General features: G+C 32.3%; 26 protein-coding genes and 1 other annotated feature. All 26 genes read left to right on the forward strand.

Features of this window, described 5'->3' with window-relative positions:
• Position 1 precedes the first annotated feature (1 nt).
• The 26 genes from QO263_RS11295 (at position 2) to hisS (ending at position 26,300) form a co-directional block, all read left to right on the forward strand.
• Positions 2-1,324, forward strand: coding sequence for an ABC transporter permease subunit (locus tag QO263_RS11295; RefSeq protein ID WP_285621340.1), 1,323 nt, complete (start codon positions 2-4; stop codon positions 1,322-1,324).
• A gap of 185 nt (positions 1,325-1,509) precedes the next feature.
• Positions 1,510-2,253, forward strand: coding sequence for a YebC/PmpR family DNA-binding transcriptional regulator (locus tag QO263_RS11300; protein ID WP_285621342.1), 744 nt, complete (start codon positions 1,510-1,512; stop codon positions 2,251-2,253).
• 144 nt (positions 2,254-2,397) lie between these two features.
• The gene (locus tag QO263_RS11305) at positions 2,398-3,132 is read left to right on the forward strand and encodes a hypothetical protein (RefSeq protein WP_285621344.1); all 735 of its coding nucleotides are present in this window, start codon (positions 2,398-2,400) and stop codon (positions 3,130-3,132) included.
• Positions 3,133-3,284: 152 nt separating this feature from the next.
• Positions 3,285-3,917, forward strand: a complete 633-nt coding sequence (locus QO263_RS11310) for a CBS domain-containing protein (RefSeq protein WP_285621348.1) — start codon at positions 3,285-3,287, stop codon at positions 3,915-3,917.
• Between the two features lie 228 nt (positions 3,918-4,145).
• The gene (locus QO263_RS11315; protein WP_285621350.1) at positions 4,146-4,781 is read left to right on the forward strand and encodes a hypothetical protein; all 636 of its coding nucleotides are present in this window, start codon (positions 4,146-4,148) and stop codon (positions 4,779-4,781) included.
• 205 nt (positions 4,782-4,986) lie between these two features.
• Complete coding sequence (gene ruvC / locus QO263_RS11320; RefSeq protein WP_285621352.1) at positions 4,987-5,481, forward strand: crossover junction endodeoxyribonuclease RuvC; 495 nt, start codon at positions 4,987-4,989, stop codon at positions 5,479-5,481.
• 10 nt (positions 5,482-5,491) lie between these two features.
• Positions 5,492-6,079, forward strand: coding sequence for a Holliday junction branch migration protein RuvA (gene ruvA, locus QO263_RS11325; RefSeq protein ID WP_285621354.1), 588 nt, complete (start codon positions 5,492-5,494; stop codon positions 6,077-6,079).
• A gap of 18 nt (positions 6,080-6,097) precedes the next feature.
• Positions 6,098-7,108 (forward strand): Holliday junction branch migration DNA helicase RuvB, encoded by a 1,011-nt coding sequence (gene ruvB / locus QO263_RS11330; protein WP_285621357.1) that lies wholly within the window; start codon positions 6,098-6,100, stop codon positions 7,106-7,108.
• Positions 7,109-7,135: 27 nt separating this feature from the next.
• Positions 7,136-8,794 carry a SpoIID/LytB domain-containing protein gene (locus QO263_RS11335; RefSeq protein WP_285621359.1) on the forward strand — a complete coding sequence of 553 codons (1,659 nt, stop codon included), beginning with the start codon at positions 7,136-7,138 and terminating at the stop codon, positions 8,792-8,794.
• A gap of 12 nt (positions 8,795-8,806) precedes the next feature.
• A complete protein-coding gene (queA, locus tag QO263_RS11340) occupies positions 8,807-9,832 on the forward strand; it encodes a tRNA preQ1(34) S-adenosylmethionine ribosyltransferase-isomerase QueA (protein WP_285621364.1) in 1,026 nt (341 codons plus the stop codon).
• A 99-nt stretch (positions 9,833-9,931) separates the two neighbouring features.
• Complete coding sequence (gene tgt, locus QO263_RS11345; RefSeq protein ID WP_285621369.1) at positions 9,932-11,050, forward strand: tRNA guanosine(34) transglycosylase Tgt; 1,119 nt, start codon at positions 9,932-9,934, stop codon at positions 11,048-11,050.
• A gap of 59 nt (positions 11,051-11,109) precedes the next feature.
• A complete protein-coding gene (yajC, locus tag QO263_RS11350) occupies positions 11,110-11,433 on the forward strand; it encodes a preprotein translocase subunit YajC (RefSeq protein WP_285621372.1) in 324 nt (107 codons plus the stop codon).
• Between the two features lie 143 nt (positions 11,434-11,576).
• Positions 11,577-11,966, forward strand: coding sequence for a TIGR04086 family membrane protein (locus QO263_RS11355; RefSeq protein ID WP_285621374.1), 390 nt, complete (start codon positions 11,577-11,579; stop codon positions 11,964-11,966).
• Positions 11,967-12,042: 76 nt separating this feature from the next.
• Positions 12,043-12,180 carry a six-cysteine ranthipeptide SCIFF gene (gene scfA / locus QO263_RS11360; RefSeq protein ID WP_285621377.1) on the forward strand — a complete coding sequence of 46 codons (138 nt, stop codon included), beginning with the start codon at positions 12,043-12,045 and terminating at the stop codon, positions 12,178-12,180.
• A gap of 121 nt (positions 12,181-12,301) precedes the next feature.
• A complete protein-coding gene (gene scfB, locus QO263_RS11365) occupies positions 12,302-13,645 on the forward strand; it encodes a thioether cross-link-forming SCIFF peptide maturase (RefSeq protein WP_285621379.1) in 1,344 nt (447 codons plus the stop codon).
• 11 nt (positions 13,646-13,656) lie between these two features.
• The gene (locus QO263_RS11370; protein ID WP_285621382.1) at positions 13,657-14,160 is read left to right on the forward strand and encodes a gamma carbonic anhydrase family protein; all 504 of its coding nucleotides are present in this window, start codon (positions 13,657-13,659) and stop codon (positions 14,158-14,160) included.
• 79 nt (positions 14,161-14,239) lie between these two features.
• Positions 14,240-15,505 (forward strand): protein translocase subunit SecD, encoded by a 1,266-nt coding sequence (secD, locus tag QO263_RS11375; RefSeq protein WP_285621384.1) that lies wholly within the window; start codon positions 14,240-14,242, stop codon positions 15,503-15,505.
• Between the two features lie 13 nt (positions 15,506-15,518).
• Positions 15,519-16,406: a protein translocase subunit SecF gene (gene secF / locus QO263_RS11380; protein WP_285621387.1), complete on the forward strand. Its 888-nt coding sequence runs from the start codon at positions 15,519-15,521 to the stop codon at positions 16,404-16,406.
• Positions 16,407-16,513: 107 nt separating this feature from the next.
• Positions 16,514-19,027 (forward strand): single-stranded-DNA-specific exonuclease RecJ, encoded by a 2,514-nt coding sequence (recJ, locus tag QO263_RS11385; RefSeq protein WP_285621390.1) that lies wholly within the window; start codon positions 16,514-16,516, stop codon positions 19,025-19,027.
• 13 nt (positions 19,028-19,040) lie between these two features.
• Positions 19,041-19,556 (forward strand): adenine phosphoribosyltransferase, encoded by a 516-nt coding sequence (locus QO263_RS11390; RefSeq protein ID WP_285621392.1) that lies wholly within the window; start codon positions 19,041-19,043, stop codon positions 19,554-19,556.
• 164 nt (positions 19,557-19,720) lie between these two features.
• Positions 19,721-21,886 carry a RelA/SpoT family protein gene (locus QO263_RS11395; protein ID WP_285621393.1) on the forward strand — a complete coding sequence of 722 codons (2,166 nt, stop codon included), beginning with the start codon at positions 19,721-19,723 and terminating at the stop codon, positions 21,884-21,886.
• Positions 21,887-21,899: 13 nt separating this feature from the next.
• A complete protein-coding gene (gene dtd, locus QO263_RS11400) occupies positions 21,900-22,349 on the forward strand; it encodes a D-aminoacyl-tRNA deacylase (protein WP_285621395.1) in 450 nt (149 codons plus the stop codon).
• A gap of 11 nt (positions 22,350-22,360) precedes the next feature.
• Positions 22,361-22,984 (forward strand): MBL fold metallo-hydrolase, encoded by a 624-nt coding sequence (locus QO263_RS11405; protein ID WP_285621398.1) that lies wholly within the window; start codon positions 22,361-22,363, stop codon positions 22,982-22,984.
• 63 nt (positions 22,985-23,047) lie between these two features.
• A complete protein-coding gene (locus QO263_RS11410) occupies positions 23,048-23,230 on the forward strand; it encodes a hypothetical protein (RefSeq protein ID WP_285621400.1) in 183 nt (60 codons plus the stop codon).
• A 2-nt stretch (positions 23,231-23,232) separates the two neighbouring features.
• A complete protein-coding gene (gene hemZ, locus QO263_RS11415; protein WP_285621403.1) occupies positions 23,233-24,717 on the forward strand; it encodes a coproporphyrinogen dehydrogenase HemZ in 1,485 nt (494 codons plus the stop codon).
• Between the two features lie 32 nt (positions 24,718-24,749).
• Positions 24,750-24,966: a binding site (T-box leader), on the forward strand.
• Positions 24,967-25,034: 68 nt separating this feature from the next.
• Positions 25,035-26,300: a histidine--tRNA ligase gene (hisS, locus tag QO263_RS11420; protein WP_285621405.1), complete on the forward strand. Its 1,266-nt coding sequence runs from the start codon at positions 25,035-25,037 to the stop codon at positions 26,298-26,300.
• Position 26,301: the final 1 nt, after the last annotated feature.

Here is a 26,301-nt window from a genome sequence, read left to right on the forward strand (position 1 = left end):
TATGAGTATGGTGAATAATATTCAAGATACAAGAAGAGATCAAGGAAATAGAAATGTATCCTTTAAAATAAGAAATTTTATGATAAATAACTGTGTTACAGTTTTATTCTTAGTTATATGTTTAGCTGGAGTTGTGATATCTAGATTACCTTTATTCTTCATAGCTAACGAACTGTTAATTAGAATTACGAGAGATTCTTTTCTTGTATTGTCACTAATTATTCCTGTATTGGCAGGCATGGGTCTGAATTTTAGTATAACCATAGGGGCAATGGCTGCACAAATCTCCATTATTATCGTAACTCACTTTAGTGTACCTGGAATATATGGTTTTGTTCTATGTGCAATACTATCTGTGCCTTTAGCTATTCTGTTTGGAAACCTGACAGGGAGGCTTTTGAACAAAACTAGGGGTCAAGAAATGATTGCCGGTATGATAGTGGGCTTTTTTGCAAATGGATTATATCAATTTCTATTTTTATTTCTAGTAGGGTCATTAATACCTATGAATAATCCTGAATTAATTATACCTGGTGGTGTTGGAATTAGAAATTCAATAGATCTATCAAGGAATAATGGAATTATGTACTCCCTTGATAATATATGTAAGCTCCCATTATTTAATGTTTTATTGTTTGTAGGTATCATAGCTACAGGGTTTTTTATGTATAAACTGCTAAATAAAAATAATGAAAAAGCAAAGAGAATAAATAGGATTAAGCAAGTTACAAATTTAATCCTGAGCTTAGCAATAGTATTGTTAAGCCTTTCTATTACATTTATAAGTTCACTGCCAAATGAAATAAGAATGCTAAAAAATTTAAAACTACCAATTGCAACTTCGCTAGCTGTGGGATTTTTATGCTTATTCAACATATTGATTGTGAGGACAAAACTTGGGCAGGACTTTAGGACAGTGGGGAATAGCCAGCATATTGCAGAGGTTTCGGGTATCAATGTGGATAAGGTAAGGGTATTGGCAATTACCATATCTACAGTGCTAGCAGCTTGGGGTCAACTGATTTTTCTTCAAAACCTAGGCACCTTAAATACTTATGGAAGCCATGTACAGATAGCTACCTTTTCAATAGCAGCATTGCTAATAGGCGGAGCTTCAGTATCAAAAGCAACAGTAGGGCAGGCATTACTAGGCGTTATACTTTTTCACACATTGTTCATTGTTTCACCAAATGCAGGTAAGAATTTATTTGGTGAGGCGCAAATTGGTGAATTCTTTAGAGCCTTTTTTGCATATGGTGTAATAGGAGTATCGTTGGGACTTCATGCTTGGAGAAAGCGAATAGAGATGAAAAATAAGCTTTAATCTTGACATAAAGACGGGTGTTTTTACATTCGTCTTTTGTTTTAATTGACTATATGTTACAATAATATAGTATCTTATATAGCAAGATCATAGGTTTGAAGATAATATAGTTCAAAGTATAGATTGATGTAATTTTTAAAATATGCTAAAATATTTTCAGAACCAATTAAGGGAGGATAAAATTTATGGCTGGTCATTCAAAGTGGGCTAATATAAAGCACAGAAAAGGAAAACAGGATTCTAAAAAAGCCCAAGTATTTACTAAATTTGCTAGAGCAATTGCAGTTTCAGTAAGGGAAGGAGGAGCAGACCCTACTTATAATGGCACTTTAGCAGGTCTTATAGATAAAGCAAAGTCTAATAATATGCCTAATGATAATATAGATAGAGCAATTAAAAAAGGCGCTGGTGAGCTTGGAGATGCAAATTTTGAAGAAGTAACATATGAAGGCTATGGTCCATCTGGAATTGCTGTAATAGTCAAATGTCTAACAGATAACAGAAACAGAACTGCTGCCGATGTGAGATATGCCTTTGATAAATATGGTGGAAACTTAGGAGCTACTGGCTGTGTAGGGTGGATGTTTGATAGAAAAGGCTTGCTAATTGTAGATAAAGCAGATGAAATAGATGAGGAGCAGTTAATGCTAGAGGCAATAGATGCTGGAGCAGAAGATTTTAGCTCCGAAGATGAATATTTTGAAATAATTACTGATTCGGAGAGCTTTGCAAAGGTAAGAGACATATTAAAAGAAGCAGGATATGCTTTTTCAACGTCAGAAATAACATATCTTCCTCAAAATGAAACAAAATTAGAGGAAGAAAAAGATATAAAAAACATGGTTAAAATGATAGATGTTTTGGAAGATAATGATGATGTTCAAGAGGTTTTCCACAATTGGGAAATGCCAGAGGATTTAGAAATATAGGAAAAAAAGCTTATTTAAAAACACTCTCATATGTCGTTATATACTAATGAGAGTGTTTTTTACCCTATAATTTGAAAATATGATTTATAAATGTTATAACAGTCATCTTTGTGGCAATAATTGCTAGTGGGAGGGGATTGTCTTATGGAAGCTTTATCAGTAAAAACACTGGATATGTATAGAGGCTTAAGAGATAAGTTTCTATTTAGTAACGATATTAATTCAATCTATATCCTTCTAGCTTTATATGACTTAGAAGAAAATATTTCTAGCATATACCCAAAATATATGAGTAAGCATGATATAAAAAAGAAGATTAAATTTGTACTCACAAATAGGGATGACAGTGAAATTATTTCTCGTAGCATAAGTGATATTATACATGAAGATATAAATAGATTGGAGCTTTGCTTTTACCTAGAAGGTTATAAGCATGGCTATACTAATAAAAAATGGACAAATATTCTTGAAAAAAAGGCTTTAGATTTATATGGCTTAGAGGGGATATACAAAAAAACTCATCTTTTTCACTTTAATACCTCTGATCAATCTATAAACGATATGAAAAAGAAATGCAAAAGAGAGATTGATAACAAAGAAAGAATAGATAGATACATTGAATCTTTAGTTTATACTTTTACCAATAAAATAATTAAAAAAAAGATTGTTGAGTTGGACAGATACATAAATAAGCAGCTAAGAATGAGCTTTGAGTGTAATGACATACATATAAGAGAGGAAAAGCATTATTTGCAAGAGGAAGAAATAGACAAAGTATATTTTTCTATTGTAAAAGCATTGATTAAAAAAATGAAAATTATCTATAAGGAAGCCTTCTGGTATGCGGTAAATGATAAGGTTTTAGTAATGTATTATTAGCTATTTAAAGAAAGCTAGAGATATTAGAGAGATTTGATTAATAGGCTACTAATTAGGGTAAGAAATATTAAAGAATAGGAAGGATTTATAAGATAATTGTTGAATAACTATATTAAATTTTCTTAATATATGTTAAATAAGGGGGAATATTCATGTATGTCAAGAATCATGTTCTATCTAAAGATAAGCTTGTAACTCTTCAAATGGAAGAAAGTATAAGTGAAGCCTTGGATAAAATCACCAAAGGCGATTTTTTATCTTTACCAGTCCTAAATGGGGAAACGTTTGTAGGGATTTTAATGAAGGAGACTATTTTTAGACGTTATTTTGAAGAGGGGTATACGGATAAAGAAAAATATCTCAAAGAAACTAAAGTCAAGGATTTGTGTAAAGCTGATGTAAAAACAATAAATGAAAATGTTTTTATTGAAAATGCTTCATATCTGCTAAATGAGTTTAGAACTCCTTTTCTTCCAGTTTTAGATAACAAGGATAGCTTTAAAGGGATTTTAACTCATAGCTCAATATTTAACGCATTCTCTGAAATTTTTGGACTTAATAAGGGAACTAGAATACTTATAAATGTGTATGATATTCCAGGACAAATTGCAAAACTTACAGAGACTATACGAAAGGCCAATGTAAATATTGCTAATTTTGCAGTTATGGATGCAAAGGTTATGGATGTTTATAAAGTAGTAGTTAGAGTTGATACTACGGATGTAGATGAACTCATTGAAAAAATTGAAAAGGCTGGATTTAAGGTAGCAGAGGTAAACAATTAACCTGCATTTTTGCAGGTTTTTTTATGACCTAACCCGATTTTCCGAATGCTTTTGTCGGGAAATCGTTGGTAGATCAAATGCAACGAGGACCAGATTTATGTGAGCGACAGCGAGCAAATAAATCTGTGTTGCGAGACTGCTTATGACCTAACCCGACTATCTTCTTAGATGTATATTTTTCTTGAATATGGGAAAAATATCTAACTAGATAGTGTGGGAGGGATAGCTATGAAAAGAGTATCAGTAGTTTCTACTATAATACTTTTGGTTGGACTTACAGCAATTGGTACGTTTGCAGGATATTATATAGGATTAAGGAAGGTAAATGAAAAGCCTCAGCCGCCAATTGAAGATGTTAAAGATAATAAAAGCAATGCAAATGAAGAAAAGACTAATAATACAAAAATAAATGATGAAAAGGATCATGAAGCTGGGTCATTAAATGAAGAGAGAATAGGCCCAAATACCATTTTGGAGTATGTAACTTATTATACAGAATGTAACCATGAAATAGTGGAGACAAGTGAATTAGAAAAACATATGGTAAATATGACGAAGGAAACATTTGAAGGATATATAAAAGGTAGCCATCCGAAATGGGAAGTAGAGAGCTTTTCTCATGAGAAAGTAATAGTAAAAATCGAAAAAAATCATCTATGTCAAAATCACTATGTCATAGGAGAAAAGAACGGAAAAATAGCAGTTTTTCGAATTGGTGAAAATGGCGAATGGGTAGTTGAACGAATTTATGAGGATTCACCCTTATCTCTGTTAAAGCAAATCGATCAGGAAAAAATAGAAAAAGGAATTATTACAAATAGTAAAGAAGAACTAGACGATACGCTGGAAAATTACATAAGCTAACAGATTAAATTAATAAAATAAAGTTAGGATTTTATGTTTGTTTTTATCCTGACTTTATTTTATTTATAATAAATGATAGAATATATGTTCTTACTTCTATATTTCAATTGAAGCCTTTGATAAAATCATATATTATAAAATAAATAACTAAAGGATTTACGAGAATTATATCGAATTATGTTTGTATAATGAAGGAGTGTTATATATGATAATATTTGGAATAGACCCAGGAATAGCTATAGTAGGATATGGAGTTTTAGAGTATAAGGGAAATAAATTCAATGTCATCGACTATGGTGCAGTTCAAACTTCAAATGAATATACTTTTCCCGTAAGATTAAAAATAGTATATGATGAGATTTCAATGTTATTAGAGAAATATAGTCCAGATGCGCTGGCAATAGAAGAACTGTTTTTTAACAAGAATGTGAAAACAGCAATAACAATTGGACAAGCAAGAGGTGCTCAAATCCTTGCTGCTGTAAATAAAGGCATAGAGGTTTTTGAATATACCCCTCTTCAAGTAAAGCAGGGAGTAGTAGGCTATGGTAGAGCTGACAAAAGGCAAATTCAAGAAATGGTTAAAATACTTCTAAATTTGGATAAAATACCGAAGCCAGACGATGTCGCAGATGCACTAGCTGTCGCTATTTGTCACGCACATTCTGGTAACTTCAGAGATATGTTTAAAATGAAATAGGGGTGATTCTTTGTATCAATATATTATAGGTAATATTGAAGAAATAAGTGAAGATTATTTAGTAGTAGAAAATAATGGTATCGGATATCTAGTTTATACTTCAAAAAATTCTATAATGGATATAGGTCAGAATACTGCTAATAGAAAGATATTGACGCATTTAATAGTAAGAGAAGATGTGATGAGTCTTTATGGATTTACATCTGATGAGGAACTTAAAATGTTTAAGTTGTTAATAACAGTAACTAAAATAGGACCAAAGGTTGCTATTGGTTTGTTGTCTACTTTAAGCACATCAAATATCAAAGTATCAATACTAAACAAGGATGCCAGCACTCTATCCAGAGCTCCGGGTATTGGGAAGAAGACTGCGGAAAGGATTATACTTGAGCTCAAAGATAAAATAGATGACAATATTATCTGTGACGAAGGAAGCTATGACGTGATTCCACGTGATGAAATAGAGGAGGTTGTTGTAGCATTAACTTCACTTGGCTATACTAGAAATGAAGTATTTAAAGCATTATCGTCGGTAGACACTGAAGGCAAAAGGACGGAGGAAATAATAAAGCTTGCACTTAGAAGGCTATCAAAATAGAGAAAGGATATCTATGATATGGATGAAATAAATGATAGAATCATTACTAGAAATTTAATAGAGGAAGACGTGGAAGTCGAATTGTCCTTAAGACCAAGGACATTAAATGAGTATATTGGACAACATAAGGCAAAGGAAAAATTAGATATTTTTATTAGGGCAGCAAAGGGTAGAAATGAGCCCCTTGACCATGTATTGCTGTATGGACCACCTGGACTTGGAAAAACAACACTTGCAAATATTATTTCAAATGAAATGGGAGTAAATATAAGAATCACGTCAGGGCCCGCAATAGAAAGAGCAGGTGATTTAGCAGCTATATTAACCAATTTATCTGAGAATGATGTTTTATTTATAGATGAGATACATAGACTAAACAGAAGTGTAGAGGAAGTGCTTTATCCCGCTATGGAGGACTATGCACTGGATATTATAATTGGTAAGGGACCAAGTGCAAGATCAATCAGACTTGATCTTTCTAAATTTACTCTTATTGGTGCAACTACAAGAGCAGGTTTATTAACCTCACCACTACGAGATAGATTTGGAGTTATGTGTAAGCTAGATTTGTATGATATTGAAAGCTTAAAGGAGATAGTGATTAGATCAGCTAATATACTTGGAGTAAATATTGATAAAGACGGAGCTGAAGAAATAGCAAAAAGGTCTAGAGGAACTCCAAGAATTGCAAATAGATTGTTAAAAAGGGTAAGAGACTATGCGCAAGTAGTTGAAAACGGAGACATAACGAAAGAGGTTGCAGATAGAGCCCTAAAGCTTCTTGAAGTAGATTCATTGGGACTTGACAATGTAGACAAGAAGCTAATATTGACTATAATCAATAATTTTGGCGGAGGTCCTGTTGGATTAGATACCTTAGCTGCTTCTACAGGAGAAGAACGTACTACCATAGAGGATGTATATGAACCTTATCTTTTACAGCTAGGATTTTTAAATAGAACTCCGAGAGGAAGGGTTGCAACAAAGAGATGCCATGATTATTTTGGTATAGAGTACAAAGAAGACTAATTATTATTGAAGACGAGGGGGATTATTTTGAAAAGAAATCTTTTGCCAATTGTTTTAGCCTTATTTTTATCTTTTACTCTATCAGGCAAAGTGTTTGCATATGAGAACGACTACGTTAAGGTCGCCATTAAATCGCCTTTAAAGCTTAATTACACTGTAAATCTAAGCAGCGATGGATTTCAATTAGGAATATGGGATAATGGCTTTAATTCAATCCTTAGCTTAGATGATAAAAATCTAGTAGCCAGAATAGATAGCTATTATGGAAATGCATATGGAAATTATCAGAAATCTAATGATATTTTTACAGCTACTCATGGACCTTTTCATATAAAGACTAATAAGATTTTCTTTTCATACGATGAGGCCTTATACGAGGTAAAGTATTTTAGAGATTTAAATATTGATGCATTTATTTATTGTGACCAAGGCATTTTTGAAATCTGGGTTGGTCAATTTTTAAATGAGAGTATGGCTAGGCAAGAATTAATAAAATATGAAGATTATTTTGGCAGTCAAACTGATATTATTGGTGAACCTAATAGTAGAATAATGTTAACAGATGAAAGCAATCAAATAATATTGATGTTTGATAAAAGTCAAAGCCTGTATTTATCTTCTATTAATACAGATAAAAGTATAATAAAGGTTGAAGATGCTGGTTATAGGGATTATATTACCTTTTCTAGAAAAGGTGATGAATTAATAGTTATAAATAATATTAAAATACAAAACTACCTATATGGGGTTGTACCTAAAGAAATGTCTGCAAGCTGGGCATTGGAAGCTTTAAAGGCTCAAGCAATAGCGGCTAAGAACTATACTTTAATCAATATGAATAAGCATATTAATGAAGGCTATAATTTATGTGACACTACACATTGTCAAGTATATGGAGGATACAATTCGGAAAATATAATGACAAATAGAGCAGTGGATGAAACAGCTGGGAGAGTTTTAATGTATAATAATGAAATTGTAGAGGCTTATTATCATTCTTCTAGTGGAGGGCGTACTGAAAATAGCGAAAATGTATGGAGTGGTGTCATTCCATATCTTAGAGGAGTAGAGGATGATTTTTCATTAGGCTCACCTTATGATTCATGGCAGTTTGTAATTAGCGAAGATGAAATAAGAGCTAAATTTATTGAAAATGGCTTGGATGTAGGAAATATAACAGATATTCAAGTTGTATCTACTTCTGAAAATGGAAGAGTAATTGAATTAATGATTAGAGGAACAATGGGAACACAGGTACTTAAGAAAGAACAGATTAGACAAGTACTTGGAGCTTCAAATATAAAGAGTACATTTTTTGAAATGAAAATTAATGGTGAAGGCGGGAGCTTTTTATCCCAAGATATTTATATTTATAGTACTAATGAGGGAAGGGTTATAAAACAATCAATAGATAATGCTACTGTATTATCTTCAGAGGGGTTAAATGTTTTAGATATTACATCATCATCGAAAGGCATTACATTAACAGATGGTTTAAGCACCAAAGAGATAATTAATAAAATAGAAAATAACACAATAAACAGTGAAGGAAAGTATGTATTTATGGGCAAAGGCTGGGGCCATGGAGTTGGCATGAGTCAATGGGGAGCTAAAAAAATGGCTGAGCTGGGATATAGCTATGAACAAATTTTAGAACATTATTATACTGGAGCAAAAGTTAAGTAAAGGATGATTTTAATGAGAAAAGAAGATTTTTATTTTGATTTACCAGAAGAACTTATTGCACAGGTTCCAATAGAAAATAGAGAAGGCTCTAGACTGCTAGTTTTAGACAAAAAAACTGGAGATACAGAGCATGGTTTCTTTTCAGATATAGTAAAATATTTGAATAAAGGGGATTGCTTAGTACTAAATAATACTAGAGTAATACCTGCAAGATTATTTGGACATAGAAAAGGTACTGGAAGCAGTGTAGAATTTTTATTATTAAAGAAAATAGATAATAATAGATGGGAGACATTAGTAAAACCAGGTAAAAAGGCGAAACCAGGAGCAATATTTGATTTTGGTGATGGTTTAATGGAAGGTGAGATATTAGAAGTTAAAGATGGTGGAACTAGAATAATTGAATTTAAATATGATGGTGTGTTTGAACAGCTATTAGATCAACTTGGCGAAATGCCCTTACCACCATATATTAAGGAAAAACTAGAAGACAAAGAAAGATATCAAACAGTATATTCAAAAAAGGAGGGCTCAGCTGCTGCACCTACAGCAGGATTGCATTTTACTGAATCTCTTCTGCAAAAGATAAAAGAAAGAGGGGTTAATATTGTCTATATCACGCTTCATGTTGGATTAGGTACTTTTAGACCAGTAAAGTCTGAGAATATTGAAGAGCATGACATGCATTCTGAATATTACGAAATTGATGAGGACTCAGCCAACTTAATTAATAGTACCAAAAAGGCTGGAGGTAAGATTATTGCAGTAGGAACTACTTCTGTAAGGACTATAGAATCTGCAAGTAATGAACAAGGCGAGGTAATTGCCAAGAATGGATGGACTAATATATTTATCTATCCCGGATATAAATTTAAGGTAATAGATAAACTAATCACAAATTTTCATTTGCCAGAATCAACGCTAATAATGCTAATAAGCGCACTGGCAGGCAGAGAAAATGTTTTACATGCCTACGAGGAGGCAATTAAATTGAAATATAGATTTTTTAGTTTCGGTGATGCTATGCTTATTAAATAGTGAGTTAACTAGCACAGCAGATTAAATTAGCAAAAGCTATGGAAATATGCATTAAGAGTTTTAGATATGAATAATTCTTTATTATAGTAGGAGGCAGCAATGACATTTAGATATGAATTAATAAAAGAGGCCAGTGATAGTAAGGCGAGATTAGGCAAGATATACACTCCCCATGGAGTTATTGAAACACCTGTATTTATGCCAGTTGGCACTAGAGCCACAGTAAAGACCATGACACCTGAGGAGCTTAAAGATTTAGGTTCTCAGATAATTTTAGGTAATACTTATCATCTATACTTAAGGCCTGGACATAAGCTTATTGAAGAGGCAGGGGGCTTACACAAGTTTATGAATTGGGATAGGCCTATATTGACAGATAGCGGAGGATTTCAGGTTTTTAGTTTAGGAGATTTAAGAAAAATAATTGAAGAAGGCGTAGAATTTAGGTCACATATTGATGGGTCTAAGCATTTTATTAGTCCTGAGAAATCTATTGAAATTCAAAATTCTTTAGGCTCTGACATAATAATGGCCTTTGATGAATGTGCTCCTTATCCAAGTGACTGGGATTATGTAAAAAAATCGCTTGAAAGGACTACGAGATGGGCAAAAAGGTGTAAGGAGGCCAATAAAAATCCAGACACTCAAGCCTTATTTGGAATAGTTCAGGGTGGGATGTACAAAGATTTAAGAGAACAAAGTGCAAATGAGCTTATTGATTTGGATTTTCCAGGATACGCAGTAGGAGGTTTAAGTGTAGGGGAGCCTGCTGAACTTATGTGTGAGATGCTAGATCATACTGTGCCTCTACTACCTAGAGAAAAACCAAGGTATCTTATGGGAGTTGGAAGTCCAGATTATTTATTTGAAGCAGTAATTAGAGGAATAGATATGGCTGACTGCGTACTGCCTACTAGAATTGCAAGGAATGGAACTGTTTTAACAAGCCATGGAAAGGTTGTTATAAGAAATGCTAAGTATTCAAAAGACTTTACAAGCCTAGATCCAGAATGTGATTGCTATACTTGCAAAAACTATTCCAAGGCTTATATTAGACATCTTTTTAATGTAGATGAAATATTGGGAGCTAGATTGGCGACTATACACAATCTCTATTTCCTAATAAAGCTTATGGAAAATATCAGGAAAGCTATTAAGGAAGATAGACTAATACAATATAAAGAAGAGTTTTATAATAAATATGGATATACAAAATAAAAATAAAGGATTTATTTCAAAAATGTAGAATACTACAAAAGAGGAAAGGAGGGACTATCTTGAGAGAATTTGTTTTATTAGGAGCTGCAGCAGCACCAGGTGGTAATATATTGTCTACTTTGATGCTTCCAGTGTTGTTTTTAGCTATTTTCTATTTCTTTATCATAAGACCTCAGCAAAAAAAGGACAAAAAGATTAAAGAGATGAGAAGCGGTGCAAAGGTTGGTGATGAGGTACTAACTATTGGAGGCATCTACGGCAAAATTGTTAAAATTAAAGATGAGATTATAACAATTGAAGTAGGAGCTGACAAAACAAGATTTGACATTGCTAAATGGGCTATAGGTAATATTCAAACATCATCAGAAGAATCTGAAAAATAGAAGTAAACTATTATTTTATACTATGACATGAAAAGATTTTCTTAGTTAATTTATTAATAAAGAACTAGGAGGATCTTTTTTATTTTTTGTAATAAAGTGGCTCCTTAAGCATAAATATTGATTAAGGATATGGAGGTGGATTTATGAGTTATTTTAAAAATCAAAATAGTTCAAGCTACTTTATAGACGTTATTAGAGGCACTATTATAGGACTAATGCTGACTATTTTACTAATATTAATATTTACCATTACATTAACCTATACAAAGCTTTCGGAAGAACTTATTCCATTAATCAATTCAATTATTATGATTCTAGGGATTACTTCAGGAGCTATTTTTACTTCAAGGAAGCTAGAAAGAAAAGGCTGGCTAAGTGGAGGATTAATAGGGATTCTTTATTTTATTATAATTTTTTTCATAAGTGCATTATTCGTTAAAAGCTTTGCTATGGATAAATACTTATTAATAAAAGGATTACTAGCTATAATTACTGGATGTATAGGAGGAATGATAGGAATAAACATAAAATAAACCTTTATTTAGCAATACTATTATGTTATAATCTATATGCTAGTTGCAAATAGAATTCTATTAAGGGGGCATTAAAATGAAACACATCAAAACTATCAGTAGACGTAATCTAAAGAATACTATTGTTAATCATGGATGTGGAGAATGTCAAACATCATGTCAGTCAGCATGTAAGACATCTTGTACAGTAGGAAACCAAAAGTGTGAAAAATAAGTTGTTGTTACATAAAAAGTAGTGGGCAACCACTACTTTTTAAATTTGCTTAATTGATTTATAAGGTTTGAATACCTTTTATAAAAATATAGTATATTTATTGAAATAATAGGGGGTCAATATGATTCATAAATTTGAATTAAATAATAAAAAATTAATATTAGACATTAATAGTGGTTCCATTCATGTCGTAGATGACTTAGTGTGGGATATTATAGAGCTGTTTGAAAAATGTGAGCGTAATGAGATTATCAGTGCGTTAAACAACAAATATGACGAGCAGGCAATAGCTCAAGCTTGTGAAGAGATTCAGGAATTAGTTGACAATGGATTGCTATTAAGTGAAGAGACAATAATAGACAATATAGAATACAATAAAGAGAATATTGTTAAGGCTTTATGTTTACATGTTGCACATGATTGTAATCTTAGATGTAAATATTGCTTTGCTTCTCAAGGTGATTTTCATGGAGACAGGCTTATCATGCCTTTTGAAATAGGAAAAAAGGCGTTGGATTTACTAATTCAAAGTTCAGGCAATAGAAGAAATTTAGAGGTTGACTTTTTTGGTGGAGAACCATTAATGAACTTTGATGTTGTAAAGCAGCTTGTAGCATATGGCAGAGAGTTGGAGAAAAAGCATAATAAAGTTTTTAGATTTACTATAACGACAAATGGAATTCTGTTAGATAAAGAAAAGATGGACTTTATAAATGAAAACATGGATAATGTTGTGCTTAGCTTAGATGGCAGAAAAGAAGTTAATGATGATATGAGACCGACAGTGAATGGGCAAGGAAGCTATGATATTATTACTCCAAAATTTCTAGAGTTTGTTAAACTAAGAGGAAATAAATCCTATTATGTCAGAGGAACCTTTACCAGCAAAAACTTAGATTTTGGAAAAGATGTGATTAATCTTTATAATGAAGGATTTGAAAGTATATCGGTAGAGCCTGTAGTGGCGAAGCCTGATCAAGACTATGCATTATTAGAGGAACACTTACCTACAATCCTAAAAGAATACGAAGAATTATCACAAGAATATATTAAACTGCACAATGAGGGGAAATCCTTTAGCTTTTTTCACTTTATGATAGATTTAAATCATGGTCCTTGTTTTATCAAAAGAGTGGTAGGCTGTGGAGCAGGTGTAGAATACATGGCTGTTACTCCAGAGGGAGACTTATATCCTTGTCATCAGTTTGTAGGCAATGAAGATTTTAAAATGGGAGATGTAGATACAGGAATAGTAAATACAGATCTTAGGAACAAATTCAAAGCTGCAAACGTGTATTCAAAGGAAGATTGTAAAAGCTGCTGGGCAAAATATTATTGCAGTGGAGGTTGTCATGCCAATGCATACAACTTTAATAATGACATTAGCAAACCTTATTCCATCGGCTGTGAAATGGAGAAAAAAAGAATTGAGTGCGCAATATCCATTGCTGCGAACATGGATTAGGAGGCAGTGCTATGATAATTGAGTATGAAGGAATAAAACCTAATATACCTAAAACTTGTTTTATAGCCGATAGTGCAGAGATTATTGGACAGGTAAAGGTTGGTGAATACACTAGCATATGGTATAACTGTGTTCTAAGAGGAGACGAGAATTCAATAATTATTGGAAATCATACGAATATACAGGATGGTACAGTTATTCATATAAGTAAGGATTATAGTACTGAAATAGGCGATTATGTAACAGTGGGACATAAAGCAATAGTCCATGCCTGTAAAATAGGAGACAATGTACTTGTAGGAATGGGGACAATTATACTAGATGGTGCAGTAGTAGAGGATAATGTATTAATAGGTGCTGGCAGCATTGTGACGACAGGGAAGAGAATTCCTTCTGGTTCGCTGGTGTTAGGCTCTCCAGCTAAAGTTGTGAGAAGCCTAACTAATGATGAGATTGAGCATTTAAAACAATCTGCCATAGATTATGTTAGATATGCAGAAAAACACAAAAAGTGATGACACTGCCTTAATATTGACTTAAATACGGAAAAAGTTGTATAATAGATTTCATGAAGAAAGAAGGGGGAGTAAAATAATGAACCTTAGGAATACAATAGTTTTTATATTAATTATTGCGCTTATTGGAGCTGTAGCATATAGTGCTGTATATGGCATTGATTCAGGAAAGATTAAAATCCCTACTGCAAGAGAGAAAATTGGATTAGGACTTGATTTAGCAGGTGGAGTTTATGTATTGCTAGAGGCACAGACAGATGAAACGGGCCCAGAACTAGACAAAAAAATTGACCAGGCCATAGCTATTATTAGACAGAGAGTTGATGGCCTAGGAGTATCAGAACCCAATATTGTTAAAGAAGGCAGCAAAAGAATAAGGATTGAGCTTGCTGGATTAAAGGATACACAACAGGCCTTTGATATGATTGGTAAAACAGCTCAACTTCAATTCGTTGATCCAGAAGGAAACATTGTTGTAACTGGTAAAAATGTTAAAAACTCTGAAGTTGCTTTTCAAAAGGGCAGTACAGGAGTAGAGGAGCCAGTTGTATCTTTAGAATTTGATAAAGAAGGAGCTAAGAGCTTTGCAGAGGCTACTTCAAGATTATCAGCTAAAGCTGATGCCAAAGATAAAGTTATATTCATAGTACTTGACGATAAGGTTATCTCAAATCCAGTTGTAAGGACAACTATAAATGATGGAAAAGCCTATATTGAGGGAGGATTTGATGTCCAAAGTGCTAGTGAACTTGCAACTTTAATTAGAGCAGGAGCTTTGCCAGTAGAACTTAAAGAAGTTCAGACACGTGTTATTGGACCAACACTTGGACTTGAATCTTTAGATAGAAGCATTTATGCTGGTGCAATAGGTTTAGCTATTATATTTTTATTTATGCTTATAATGTATAGAATACCTGGACTTATTGCGGATATAGCCTTAACCGTATATGTATTGCTTGTGTTAGGCATTATGATAGCTTTAGGAGTAAAATTGACTTTACCAGGTATCGCAGGATTAATTCTTTCAATAGGAATGGCTGTTGATGCCAATGTAGTTATTTATGAAAGAATAAAAGAAGAATTGAGAGCAGGAAAAACCCTTAGGGCTTCAATTGATAGTGGTTTTAAAAGAGCATTATCAAGCGTTCTTGATGCAAACATCACAACCCTTATTGCAGGCTTAGTATTATATTATTTCGGAAGTGGTCCAATTAAAGGCTTTGGAGTAACTTTGATTATTGGTATAGTTGCATCAATGATTACAGCAGTATTCATTACTAAGTCCTTATTAAAGCTCTTTGTTGGAACTAATTTAGCAAAAAATACAAAATTATATGGTGCGTAAGGGGGGAAATATTGTGAACTTTATTCAAAGAAGAAATATATTTTTTATATTATCGGCTTTAGTCATAGTATGTGGTCTCATTTACGGACTTTCTACTGGACTAAACTATGGTTTAGATTTTACTGGTGGAACTTTGCTGCAAATAAGCTTAGGCAAAACTGTTCCTGTTGAGGACATTAGAAAAATCACTGATACTTTTGATACAAAAGCAAGCATAATCCATGCTGGTGAGGGTAAAGAAGAAGTAATAATCAAATCTACATTAGATTTAGATAGTCAAGAGAGAAATGAAGTATTTGCTAAATTTAAAGAAGAATATGGACTTGAAGATGATGCCCTTATAGAGTCACAAAAATTTGGTGCTGCTATTGGTAGTGAAATTCAAAAGAAAGCTCTATTATCAATAGTTGTAGCTACAATTGGTATGCTTATATACATCTCTTTTAGATTTGAAGTTAAGTTTGGTCTAGCTGCAATTATTGCATTATTACATGATACTTTAGTTGTTTTAGCTGTTTATGCTGTGTTTAATATACCCTTAGATAGCACATTTGTAGCTGCAATATTGACTATTGTAGGTTACTCAATAAATGATACAATAGTGATATTTGATAGAATTCGTGAAAACTTAAAGCTCATGAAGAAGGACAAGTACGAGGATATTATCAATACAAGTATAAAGCAGACACTGTCTAGAACAATTAATACCTCTTTTACAACACTAATCGCAATAGTTACTCTATATGTTTTAGGAGTTGATGCCATTAAAGACTTTGCATTTCCTCTAATTGTTGGTGTTATTGTAGGAACATATTCATCAATATTTATTGCTAGCCCAGTATGGTATCTTTTAAAAACAAAGCTTAAGGATAAAAATGGTGTAAACATAAATAGAGCCTAATAAAAAACTGCCCTTAGGGCAGTTTTTTATTGGATAATATATTGTTGTTGAACAGAATATTAGTATAAGATATAATAATAGTGTATTTTCTTTTAGTAGGTGAGCAAATGATAAAGTTTAACAGCCTCATAAAAGTTGCTGAAGATAATAGCATAATAGTAAATAAACTAAGTGAAGCTCTTAGTATCTCAAAACTTGCTTCAAAAGTTATGATGAATAGAGGAATAATTGATATAAATAAAGCAAAAGATTTCCTAAATCCAGATATTGAAGGTCTCCTAGATCCTTTTTTATTAAAGGATATGGATATAGCTGTAGATAGAATTGTCCACGCAATACATAAAAATGAAAATATTTGGATATATGGAGATTATGATGTAGATGGTGTTACCAGTACGTCTATATTAATTATTTTTCTAAGAACTTTATGCAAGAATATAGAATTTTACATTCCTGATAGAATGTCTGAAGGGTACGGTCTCAATACTGAGGCTATTGATTATATAAAAAATAAAGAAGGACAATTAATAATCAGTGTTGATTGTGGAATTCAGTCTTTTGAAGTAGCTGAATACTGCAAAAAAATAGGGATAGACTTAATAATAACTGATCACCATGCTTGTGGAGAAAAGCTTCCTGATGCTGTAGCTGTTATTAACCCTAACAGAATAGATAATGAGTACCCTTTTAACAAGCTAGCAGGAGTAGGTGTTGCACTAAAACTTATACAAGCCTTAGCTTTCAGGTTGAATACTACCATAAATTACGAGAGTATATTACCTATTGTGGCTATAGGTACAGTAGCTGATGTAGTTTCTCTAACAGGTGAAAATAGAATAATAGTAAAAAATGGTCTAAATATGATTAAATCCACTGATAATCATGGGGTAAATGCTCTTTTAGAAGTTACTGGACTTATTAATAAAGAGGTTACAAGTGGACATATTGGATTTGTCATAGGACCAAGAATTAATGCTACTGGTAGAATTGGTATGGCAAAGTATGCTGTTCATCTTTTTATTACCAAAGATTATGAAGAGGCTAAATATCTAGCTAAAATGCTAGATGAAGAAAATATAAAAAGACAGAATATTGAAATTCAGATATTGAAAGAGGCTGAAGAAATTATCAGCAAGGAAATTGATCTAGAGAAAGAGAAGGTTCTAATAATTGCATCGGAAAATTGGCATAGTGGTGTTATTGGTATAGTGAGCTCCAGAATAACAGAAAAATATCATAGACCTAGTATTCTAATATCTATAGAAGGAGAAGAGGGAAGGGGTTCAGCTAGAAGTATATCAACGTTTAATTTATATGAGAATCTAAATAGATGCAAGGATTTATTTGTGAAATTTGGAGGACATAGCCAAGCTGCTGGACTTACTATAAAAAAAGATAATATTGAAGAATTAAGAAAGAGGATAAATGATATTGCTGATGAGATACTTGCTGATGCAGACCTTATACCTCAAACCATAGTTGATGCAGATATTGATATTGAAGAAATTGTATTGAAGTCGGCTTATGAGCTAAAATCTCTTGAACCATTTGGAATAGATAATTCCAGCCCTAGCTTTTTATTTAGAGGAGCTTCGGTTAAAGCTATTAGACCTGTAGGGAAGGATGGAAAGCACTTGAAGCTGACTATGGAGAAAGAAGGACAATGTATAGACTGTATAGGTTTTAATTTTGGTAGGTACTTAGATATTTTGGAGGTTGGTCAGAGAATTGATTTAATTGCATCAATAGATATCAATGATTATTTAGGGCAACAATGTGTTCAACTTATAATAAAAGACATAATTATATCATATGCAAAATTACTAACTGCATCTGAGGATTACATTGTTTCTCTTTTACCTATAATTGAAGAATCAAATAAAAGCTTAGAGCTTAATCTAGAGAAATTATCTATACAGTATCTAAATGAATATGAAAGAATAGATTATACAATAAACTCCATTGGCGAAAACAGTAATATTTTGATTATTGTCAATAACATTTTCAATTTATCTAAGCTACTTAATAAAATGCAGTATGAAGGAAGAGAGTTTATTAAAAGAATAGGCATTGCCTATAATAACCCAGTAGAGCATAATCCATGTGACATCATAATTAATCCTATTTTGAGTCGTCTAGACACTACCAAATATGATAAAGTCATTATGTATGATATGTGCTTTACTCAAAGCTATTTAATGGATATGATTGGCTTTTTTAAAAATGCTGATTTTCAAGTGTTAGTGGTTGATGGTGACTTTTTTAACAACCAACATTTAATTGAAGATATAATGCCTAAAGTTGATGATATAAGATTAATATATAAAACCTTAATAACAAGAAAAGAAGCATATCTTAGAATTGAAATAGATAAGTATTTAAATTCCTTATTTAACAAAACTAGAATTGATATAAATAGGTTTAAGTTTATAACTATAGTAGAAATATTAAAAGGCGCAAAGCTATTAGACTACATTATAAAAGATGGATTCTTAATTGTAAAAGTGCTTAAAAAACCAGATAATAAAATTGATATTGCTAATGTTTCAATTTACGACAAGCTTTGTTACATATCAAAAGAAATTATCAATTTAAAAAACAATTTTAATTTTTTAAATTAAAGGAGGAAGCATAATGGACTTTAAAAGTAAAATAAGAAGTATTTTAGATTTCCCTAAGGAAGGTATTAATTTCAGAGATATAACAACTGTATTAAAGGATAAAGAAGCATTTAATACATGTATCAAGCAAATGGCTGAACAACTTAGAGATAAAGATATAGACCTTATCGTAGGGCCAGAGGCTAGAGGCTTTTTAATAGGAGCTCCTCTTGCATACGAGCTTGGAGTTGGTTTTGTACCTGTAAGAAAACCTGGAAAGCTTCCTTCAGAAACTGTAAGCTTTGAATATGAGCTTGAATATGGTACAGACAAGCTTGAAATGCACAAGGATGCTATAGAGAAGGGTCAGAGAATAGCTGTAATTGATGATTTACTTGCAACTGGAGGAACTGCACTTTCAACATGCAAAATGATTGAACAACTAGGTGGAGACATAGTATCAGTAGGATTCTTCATAGAGCTAGAAGATATTAATGGGAGAAAATCCCTTTCTGATTATAATGTATTTTCGTTAGTAAAGTTCCAATAGGATAGAGAATATTTTTCTAAAATGCAATACAGCCCAAATTATGGGCTGTTTTTATAGAAATTATTTTTTGTTTTTATATTAAATTATTTCACGAAACATCTGAATCTGTTATACTATATTTATATATTTATGTGAAACTAGACTTTAGTGAGAGGTTGAGAGAATTGTTAGAAAACTTAATTCAAAAAATTGAAGAATACAATCCTCATGGTGACTTAGGCTTGATAATAAAGGCATATAACTTTGCTGAATCTTCCCATGCTGGGCAACTAAGGAATTCAGGCGAAAGATTTTTTGTTCATCCTTTTAATGTGGCTATGATTTTGGCAGAGTTAAATATGGATACCGCAACAATTGCTGCGGGTCTTTTGCATGATGTTCTTGAGGATACTGATGTAACTTATGAAACCTTAGCTAAAGAATTTGGCCAAGAAATAGCCAATCTAGTAGACGGCGTGACAAAGCTAAAAAAATTAAAATATAGAACTAAACAAGAAACCCAAGCTGAAAACTTGAGAAAAATGGTAATTGCCATGTCGAAAGACATAAGAGTGATTATCATAAAGCTAGCTGATAGACTGCATAATATTAGAACTCTTGAGTATATGTCTGATGCAAAAAAGAAAGAGAAAGCACTAGAAACCCTGGAAATATATGCTCCAATAGCCCATAGACTGGGTATTTCAACAATTAAATGGGAACTAGAGGATCTTTCATTAAGATATATTGATTCAGAAGGCTATTATGACCTAGTAGAAAAAGTATCTAAAAAGAGAAGAGAAAGAGAAGCATATATTTTAAATGTTATAGAAGTATTGAAAGAAAAATTAGATGAAATGGAAATAGAAAACGACATAAGCGGAAGACCTAAGAACTTTTATAGTATTTATAAAAAAATGGTCTACCAAAATAAGACATTTGAACAAATCTTTGATCTTACAGCTATAAGGGTTATAGTAGATTCTGTAAAAGATTGTTATGGAGTTCTTGGTATTGTTCATACCTTGTGGAAACCAATTCCAGGAAGATTTAAAGATTATATTGCTATGCCTAAGCCCAATATGTATCAGTCTTTGCATACAACTGTAATTGGTCCCCAAGGGGAACCTTTTGAAATACAAATAAGAACATGGGAAATGCATAGGACTGCAGAGTATGGTATTGCAGCTCACTGGAAATACAAGGAGGGTATAACTAGGACAGATGGATTTGAAAATAAGCTAACATGGTTAAGACAACTTCTTGAGTGGCAAAAAGAGCTTAAAGACCCTAAGGAATTTATGGAATCCTTAAAAATTGATTTATTTACTGACGAGGTATTTGTTTTTACTCCAAAAGGAGACGTTATAAGTTTACCTGCAGGCTCTACCCCTCTAGACTTTGCATATAGAGTTCACACGGCAATAGGAAATAATTGTGTCGGAGCAAAGGTAGATGGCAGAATTGTGCCTTTAGACTTTAAATTAAAAAATGGTAATATTATTGAGATATTAACTTCATCAAGCAGTAGCGGACCAAGTAGGGATTGGCTGAAAATAGTTATAAGCAGCCAAGCAAAAAGTAAGATAAAACAGTGGTTTAAAAAAGAGGAAAGAGATACAAATATAAACAAAGGTAAGGAATTATTAGAAAAAGAAGCGAAAAGACAAGGATACAAATTAACTGAGTTTCTAAAAGAAGATTGGCTTAAATCTTTAGCTAAGAAAATTAGTTTAAATAACGTTGATGATTTATATGCAGCAATAGGATATGGTAGCATTACTTTATCTCAAGTAATAAATAAGCTAAAAGAAAATTATAAAGAGTATTATAGCCAAAAAATTGATGAAAAGGATTTAGTAAACAAGCAAATACCTACTGTAATCCCTAAAAAGGAATACAAACCGACTCAAGGAATTTCAGTAAAGGGTGTAGATAATATTAAGGTAAGATTTTCTAAATGTTGTAGCCCTGTTCCTGGAGACGATATTGTGGGATATATTACTAGGGGCCGTGGAGTATCTGTTCATAGAAGTGACTGTCCTAATGTGAAAAGTTTAGACATACAGGAGCGGTTTATTGATGTAGAATGGGATACAGATAAGAAAACCTCCTACCAAGCAGAAATACAAATCAAAGCTACAGATAGATATGGCTTATTAACTGAAATTACTCAGCTATTAGCAGATATGAAGCTTACAGTAACATCCTTAAATGCAAGAACAAGTAAGGAAAAAACGGCTCTTATGAACATGACCTTAGAAATTAAAGATATAGAACAATTAAAAGAGTTAATGAAAAAAATAAGGAAACTTGAAGGAATTATTGATGTATATAGAGTTATAACCTAGAAGGGAGATTTAAATGAGAGCAGTCATACAAAGAGTTTCAACAGCAAATGTTAGGGTAAATGATGAAATGGTAAGTTTAATTAACAAGGGACTTTTAGTATTATTAGGTGTGGGTCATGATGATACAGAAGAAGATATTAATTATCTAAGTGATAAAATAGCTAATCTTAGAATTTTTGAAGATGAAAATGATAAAATGAATCTTTCTTTATTAGATGTTAATGGAGAACTACTTGTTGTGTCACAGTTTACTTTGTTTGGAGATACAAGAAAAGGTAAGAGACCAAATTTCATGAACGCAGCTCCTGCTCATATAGCTAATGAGATGTATTTAAAATTTGTTGAAAAATGTAGTACCTATGGTATAAATGTTAAGACTGGTGTTTTTGGGCAACATATGGATGTATCTTTAATAAATGATGGACCAGTTACCATAATAATAGATAGCAAAAAGGATTTTTAGGAGGATTTTTAATGATTGTTGAAAGATTACCATTAGGAGTTTATGCAGCAAACTGCTATATTGTAATGTGCGAAGACACCAAAGAAGCAATGATAGTAGACTTAGGTGGTGAACCAGAAGAAATAATCAAAAAATCAAAAGAGCTAGATTTTAAAATTAAATTCATAGTATTAACTCATGGTCATGGGGATCATATAGCAGGGATACCTGGATTATTGAATGTGATTAGCTGCCCTGTTTACATTCATGAAAAAGATGAAGAGATGATTCTAGATCCTAAGCTTAATCTTACTGCTGTAATGTCTACTGGTAGAATAAGTATTAAACCAGATAGATTGCTTAAAGACGGAGACATTTTAAGTATTGGCAATTTAGAAATTGAAGTTATTCATACACCTGGTCATACAATGGGTGGTATAAGTCTAAAGGTTGAAAATTATTTGATTACAGGAGATACTTTGTTTAAGGGCTCAATTGGACGAACTGATCTTCATGGTGGCTCTTATGAGGCAATTATTGATTCAGTAAATAACAAATTATTAAGGTATAGCGATGATACAATCATATTACCCGGACACGGACCAGCAACTAATATAGGCCTAGAGAAAAAAACAAATCCTTTTGCTATTAAATAATATATAGAATACTCTCAAAGATAAGTGGAAGAATAATAACAAATAACTTTGGGAGGATTCTGTATGAAAAATTTCAACTTTAACTATAGTGACCATAGCTTTTTAAAGGATATAAATAATCAGGACTTACTTAAACTAAAGGAAATGGGATTAAATGATAGAGAATTAGCAAGTGAATTAGGGATTCCAAAATCTCATTTAACTCAGCTATACAGGGAATATGATGTTGAATTGCAAGGGGATTGAAAATGATTTTTGTATACTTAGAAGGACATGATTTTAGATATGAAGTTAAGGAATTAATAAAAGTTTTTTATTTTAACACGGATATAGAAATTATTGAAAATAAAGCTTTTTTTGATAAACAAAGCTTTTTAATAGTAAGTTCCTTGTCATATACTGAGAATAAAGCTATTGTAAATACAAAGGTTTTTAGAGGAAAAGAGCTTATTGTTAGTGATACTATAGATGAGGTTACCGAAATTGATATAAAAGAGAATAATAAGAATAAAGTAACTAAGCTTGCAGTAAAGCAATCTATTTTTAACGCATTAACTGAAATTAATTCAATAAAAGCTCCATGGGGAGTCTTAACTGGCATAAGACCTACAAAGATAGTACATGATTTATTAGACAAAGGTATTGAAAAAAATGAAATAATGAATATATTAATAAAAGAGTATAGATTACACGAGGACAAGGCTAACCTTACATTAGATATTGCATTAGTTGAAAAAAAGGTTATAGGCAAGATAGATGATAATAAGTTTAGCCTATATGTTAATATACCTTTTTGTCCTACAAGGTGCTTGTATTGTTCTTTTCTATCAAATCCAATAGGTAAATATGGCGATTTAGTAGATATTTATACAGATAAGCTTATTTATGAAGTTCATAGCATAAAGGCACTTTTAAAAAATAAAACCATAGATACAGTTTATATTGGTGGTGGAACTCCAACGTCGCTGCCAGTAAAAAGCCTGGAAAAAATTATTAAGAACATATATGAGACCTTTGGTAAAGACTGTATTAGAGAATTTACAGTGGAAGCAGGTAGGCCAGATACAATAACTGAGGACATGCTCTTAATGCTTCATGATAATGATATAAAGCGGATAAGCATCAATCCTCAAACTATGTGTGAAAAGACGCTGTCCTTAATTGGCAGAAACCATACTCCACAGGATATAATTGATGCTTATAGATTAGCTAAGGATGTAGGATTTGAAACTATAAATATGGATATTATAGTTGGATTACCAGGAGAAGGCCCTGAAGAAATAAAGGCTACTATGAATGAAATAATAAAGCTAAATCCAGATAACCTTACTGTTCATACAATGGCAATAAAGAGAGCATCAAAGCTAAAAAAAAGCTTAGGTGAGTACTCCCTAACAGCACAGAATACTATTGAGGAAATGTTAGGGATTACAAGAAGCTATTCAGAACGAATGGATATGCATCCTTACTATATGTATAGGCAAAAACAAATACTGGGGAATTTTGAAAATGTGGGATATTCCAGGATAGGAAGGGAATGTATATACAACATCTTAATCATGGAAGAAAAACAAACTATTTTAGCAGTAGGCGCAGGAGGGGTAACTAAAATTTGTTATCCAAAAGAAAACAGAATAGAAAGAGTTCCAAATGTAAAAGATTTAAAAGAATACATAAATAGAGTTGAAGAGATGATACAAAGAAAGGAATATTATTTTAAAACATTGACATAAATATTTACATAAACTATAATAATAAACAATACATAAATATTATGAATGGAAAGAGTAGTTAGATCACTTAGTTAAAGAGAGTCGATGCTGGTGGAAAATCGATACTAATATTTAACGAAGACATCCTGGAGTAGATATGCTGAAAGCCAGTAGGCATATACGTTAGCCAGCGTTAATGGTTTTAAAGTGGGATATCTATGATATCCAACAAGGGTGGCACCACGGGAAATAACACCTCTCGTCCCTGTCAAATTATTTGACAAGGATGGAGGTGTTTTTTATTTTTTAAAATATTTTATAATTAAGGAGGAAAAGGTATGTTGACAAAGGCGCCTAAGGGCACCAAGGATATACTAGCAACGGAAGTATATAAATGGCAATATATAGAGAAGATTTTTAGAGATGTGTGTGAAAGCTTTGGCTACAAAGAAATAAGAACACCAGTATTTGAGCATACGGAGCTTTTTGAAAGAGGGGTAGGAGAGACTACAGATGTTGTTCAAAAAGAAATGTATACCTTTGAAGATAAAGCAGGCAGAAGTATTACTTTAAAGCCAGAGGGAACAGCACCTGTAGTTAGAGCTCTCATAGAGCATAAATTGTACTCTGGTGCAATGCCGTTAAAGTTCTTCTACATTACTCCATGCTATCGTTATGAAAGACCACAAGCCGGCAGGCTAAGAGAGTTTCATCAGTTTGGAATAGAGGTATTTGGCAGCAGTCAGCCAGCAGTAGATGTAGAAGTTATGTCTCTTGTATATAATTTCTATAAAGTTCTTGGAGTAGAAGGTATTGGTCTTAATATTAACAATATTGGCTGTCCAAAATGTAGAGCAGACTATAATTTAAAGCTAAGAGAGTATTTAAAAGATAAGCTAGATAATTTATGTGAAACATGTCAATCAAGATATGAAAAAAATCCTATGAGAATATTAGACTGTAAAAATGAAAAATGTCAGGCTGAAATAACAGATGCTCCACTTATGATTAACCATTTATGTGATGAGTGTAGTGAGCATTTTGAAAGGGTTAAAGAGTACTTAGACATAGCTGGTATTGAGTATAAAGTAGATCCTAAAATAGTGCGAGGCTTAGATTATTACACTAAAACTGCCTTTGAGTTTATATCAAAAGAAATAGGTTCTCAAAGTACTGTATGTGGCGGAGGAAGATACGATAGACTTGTTGAAGAACTTGGAGGACCATATACACCAGCTGTTGGATTTGGAATGGGTATAGAAAGACTATTACTCACATTAGAGAATAATGGAATAGAAATTCCTAGAGAAAAGGGCTTAGATATATTTATAGTAACAATAGGAGAAAAAGCTGATAAAGAAGCATTTAGACTTTTAAATAATCTAAGAAAAAATAAGATCTCAGCTGATAAGGATTATTTGGGAAGGAGCATAAAAGCTCAATTTAAGTATTCTGACAAGCTAGAAGCTGAGTATACAATTGTAATTGGCGATGATGAAGTAGAAAAAGGAGTAGTAACTCTTAAAAGCATGCATACTGGAGAACAGCAAGAGGTAAAGCTAAGCAATTTAATAGATGAATTGAAATCAAGGTTAGGGAGGTAAC

The sequence above is a fragment of the Proteiniborus sp. MB09-C3 genome (genome assembly GCF_030263895.1).
GTDB lineage: Bacteria > Bacillota > Clostridia > Tissierellales > Proteiniboraceae > Proteiniborus.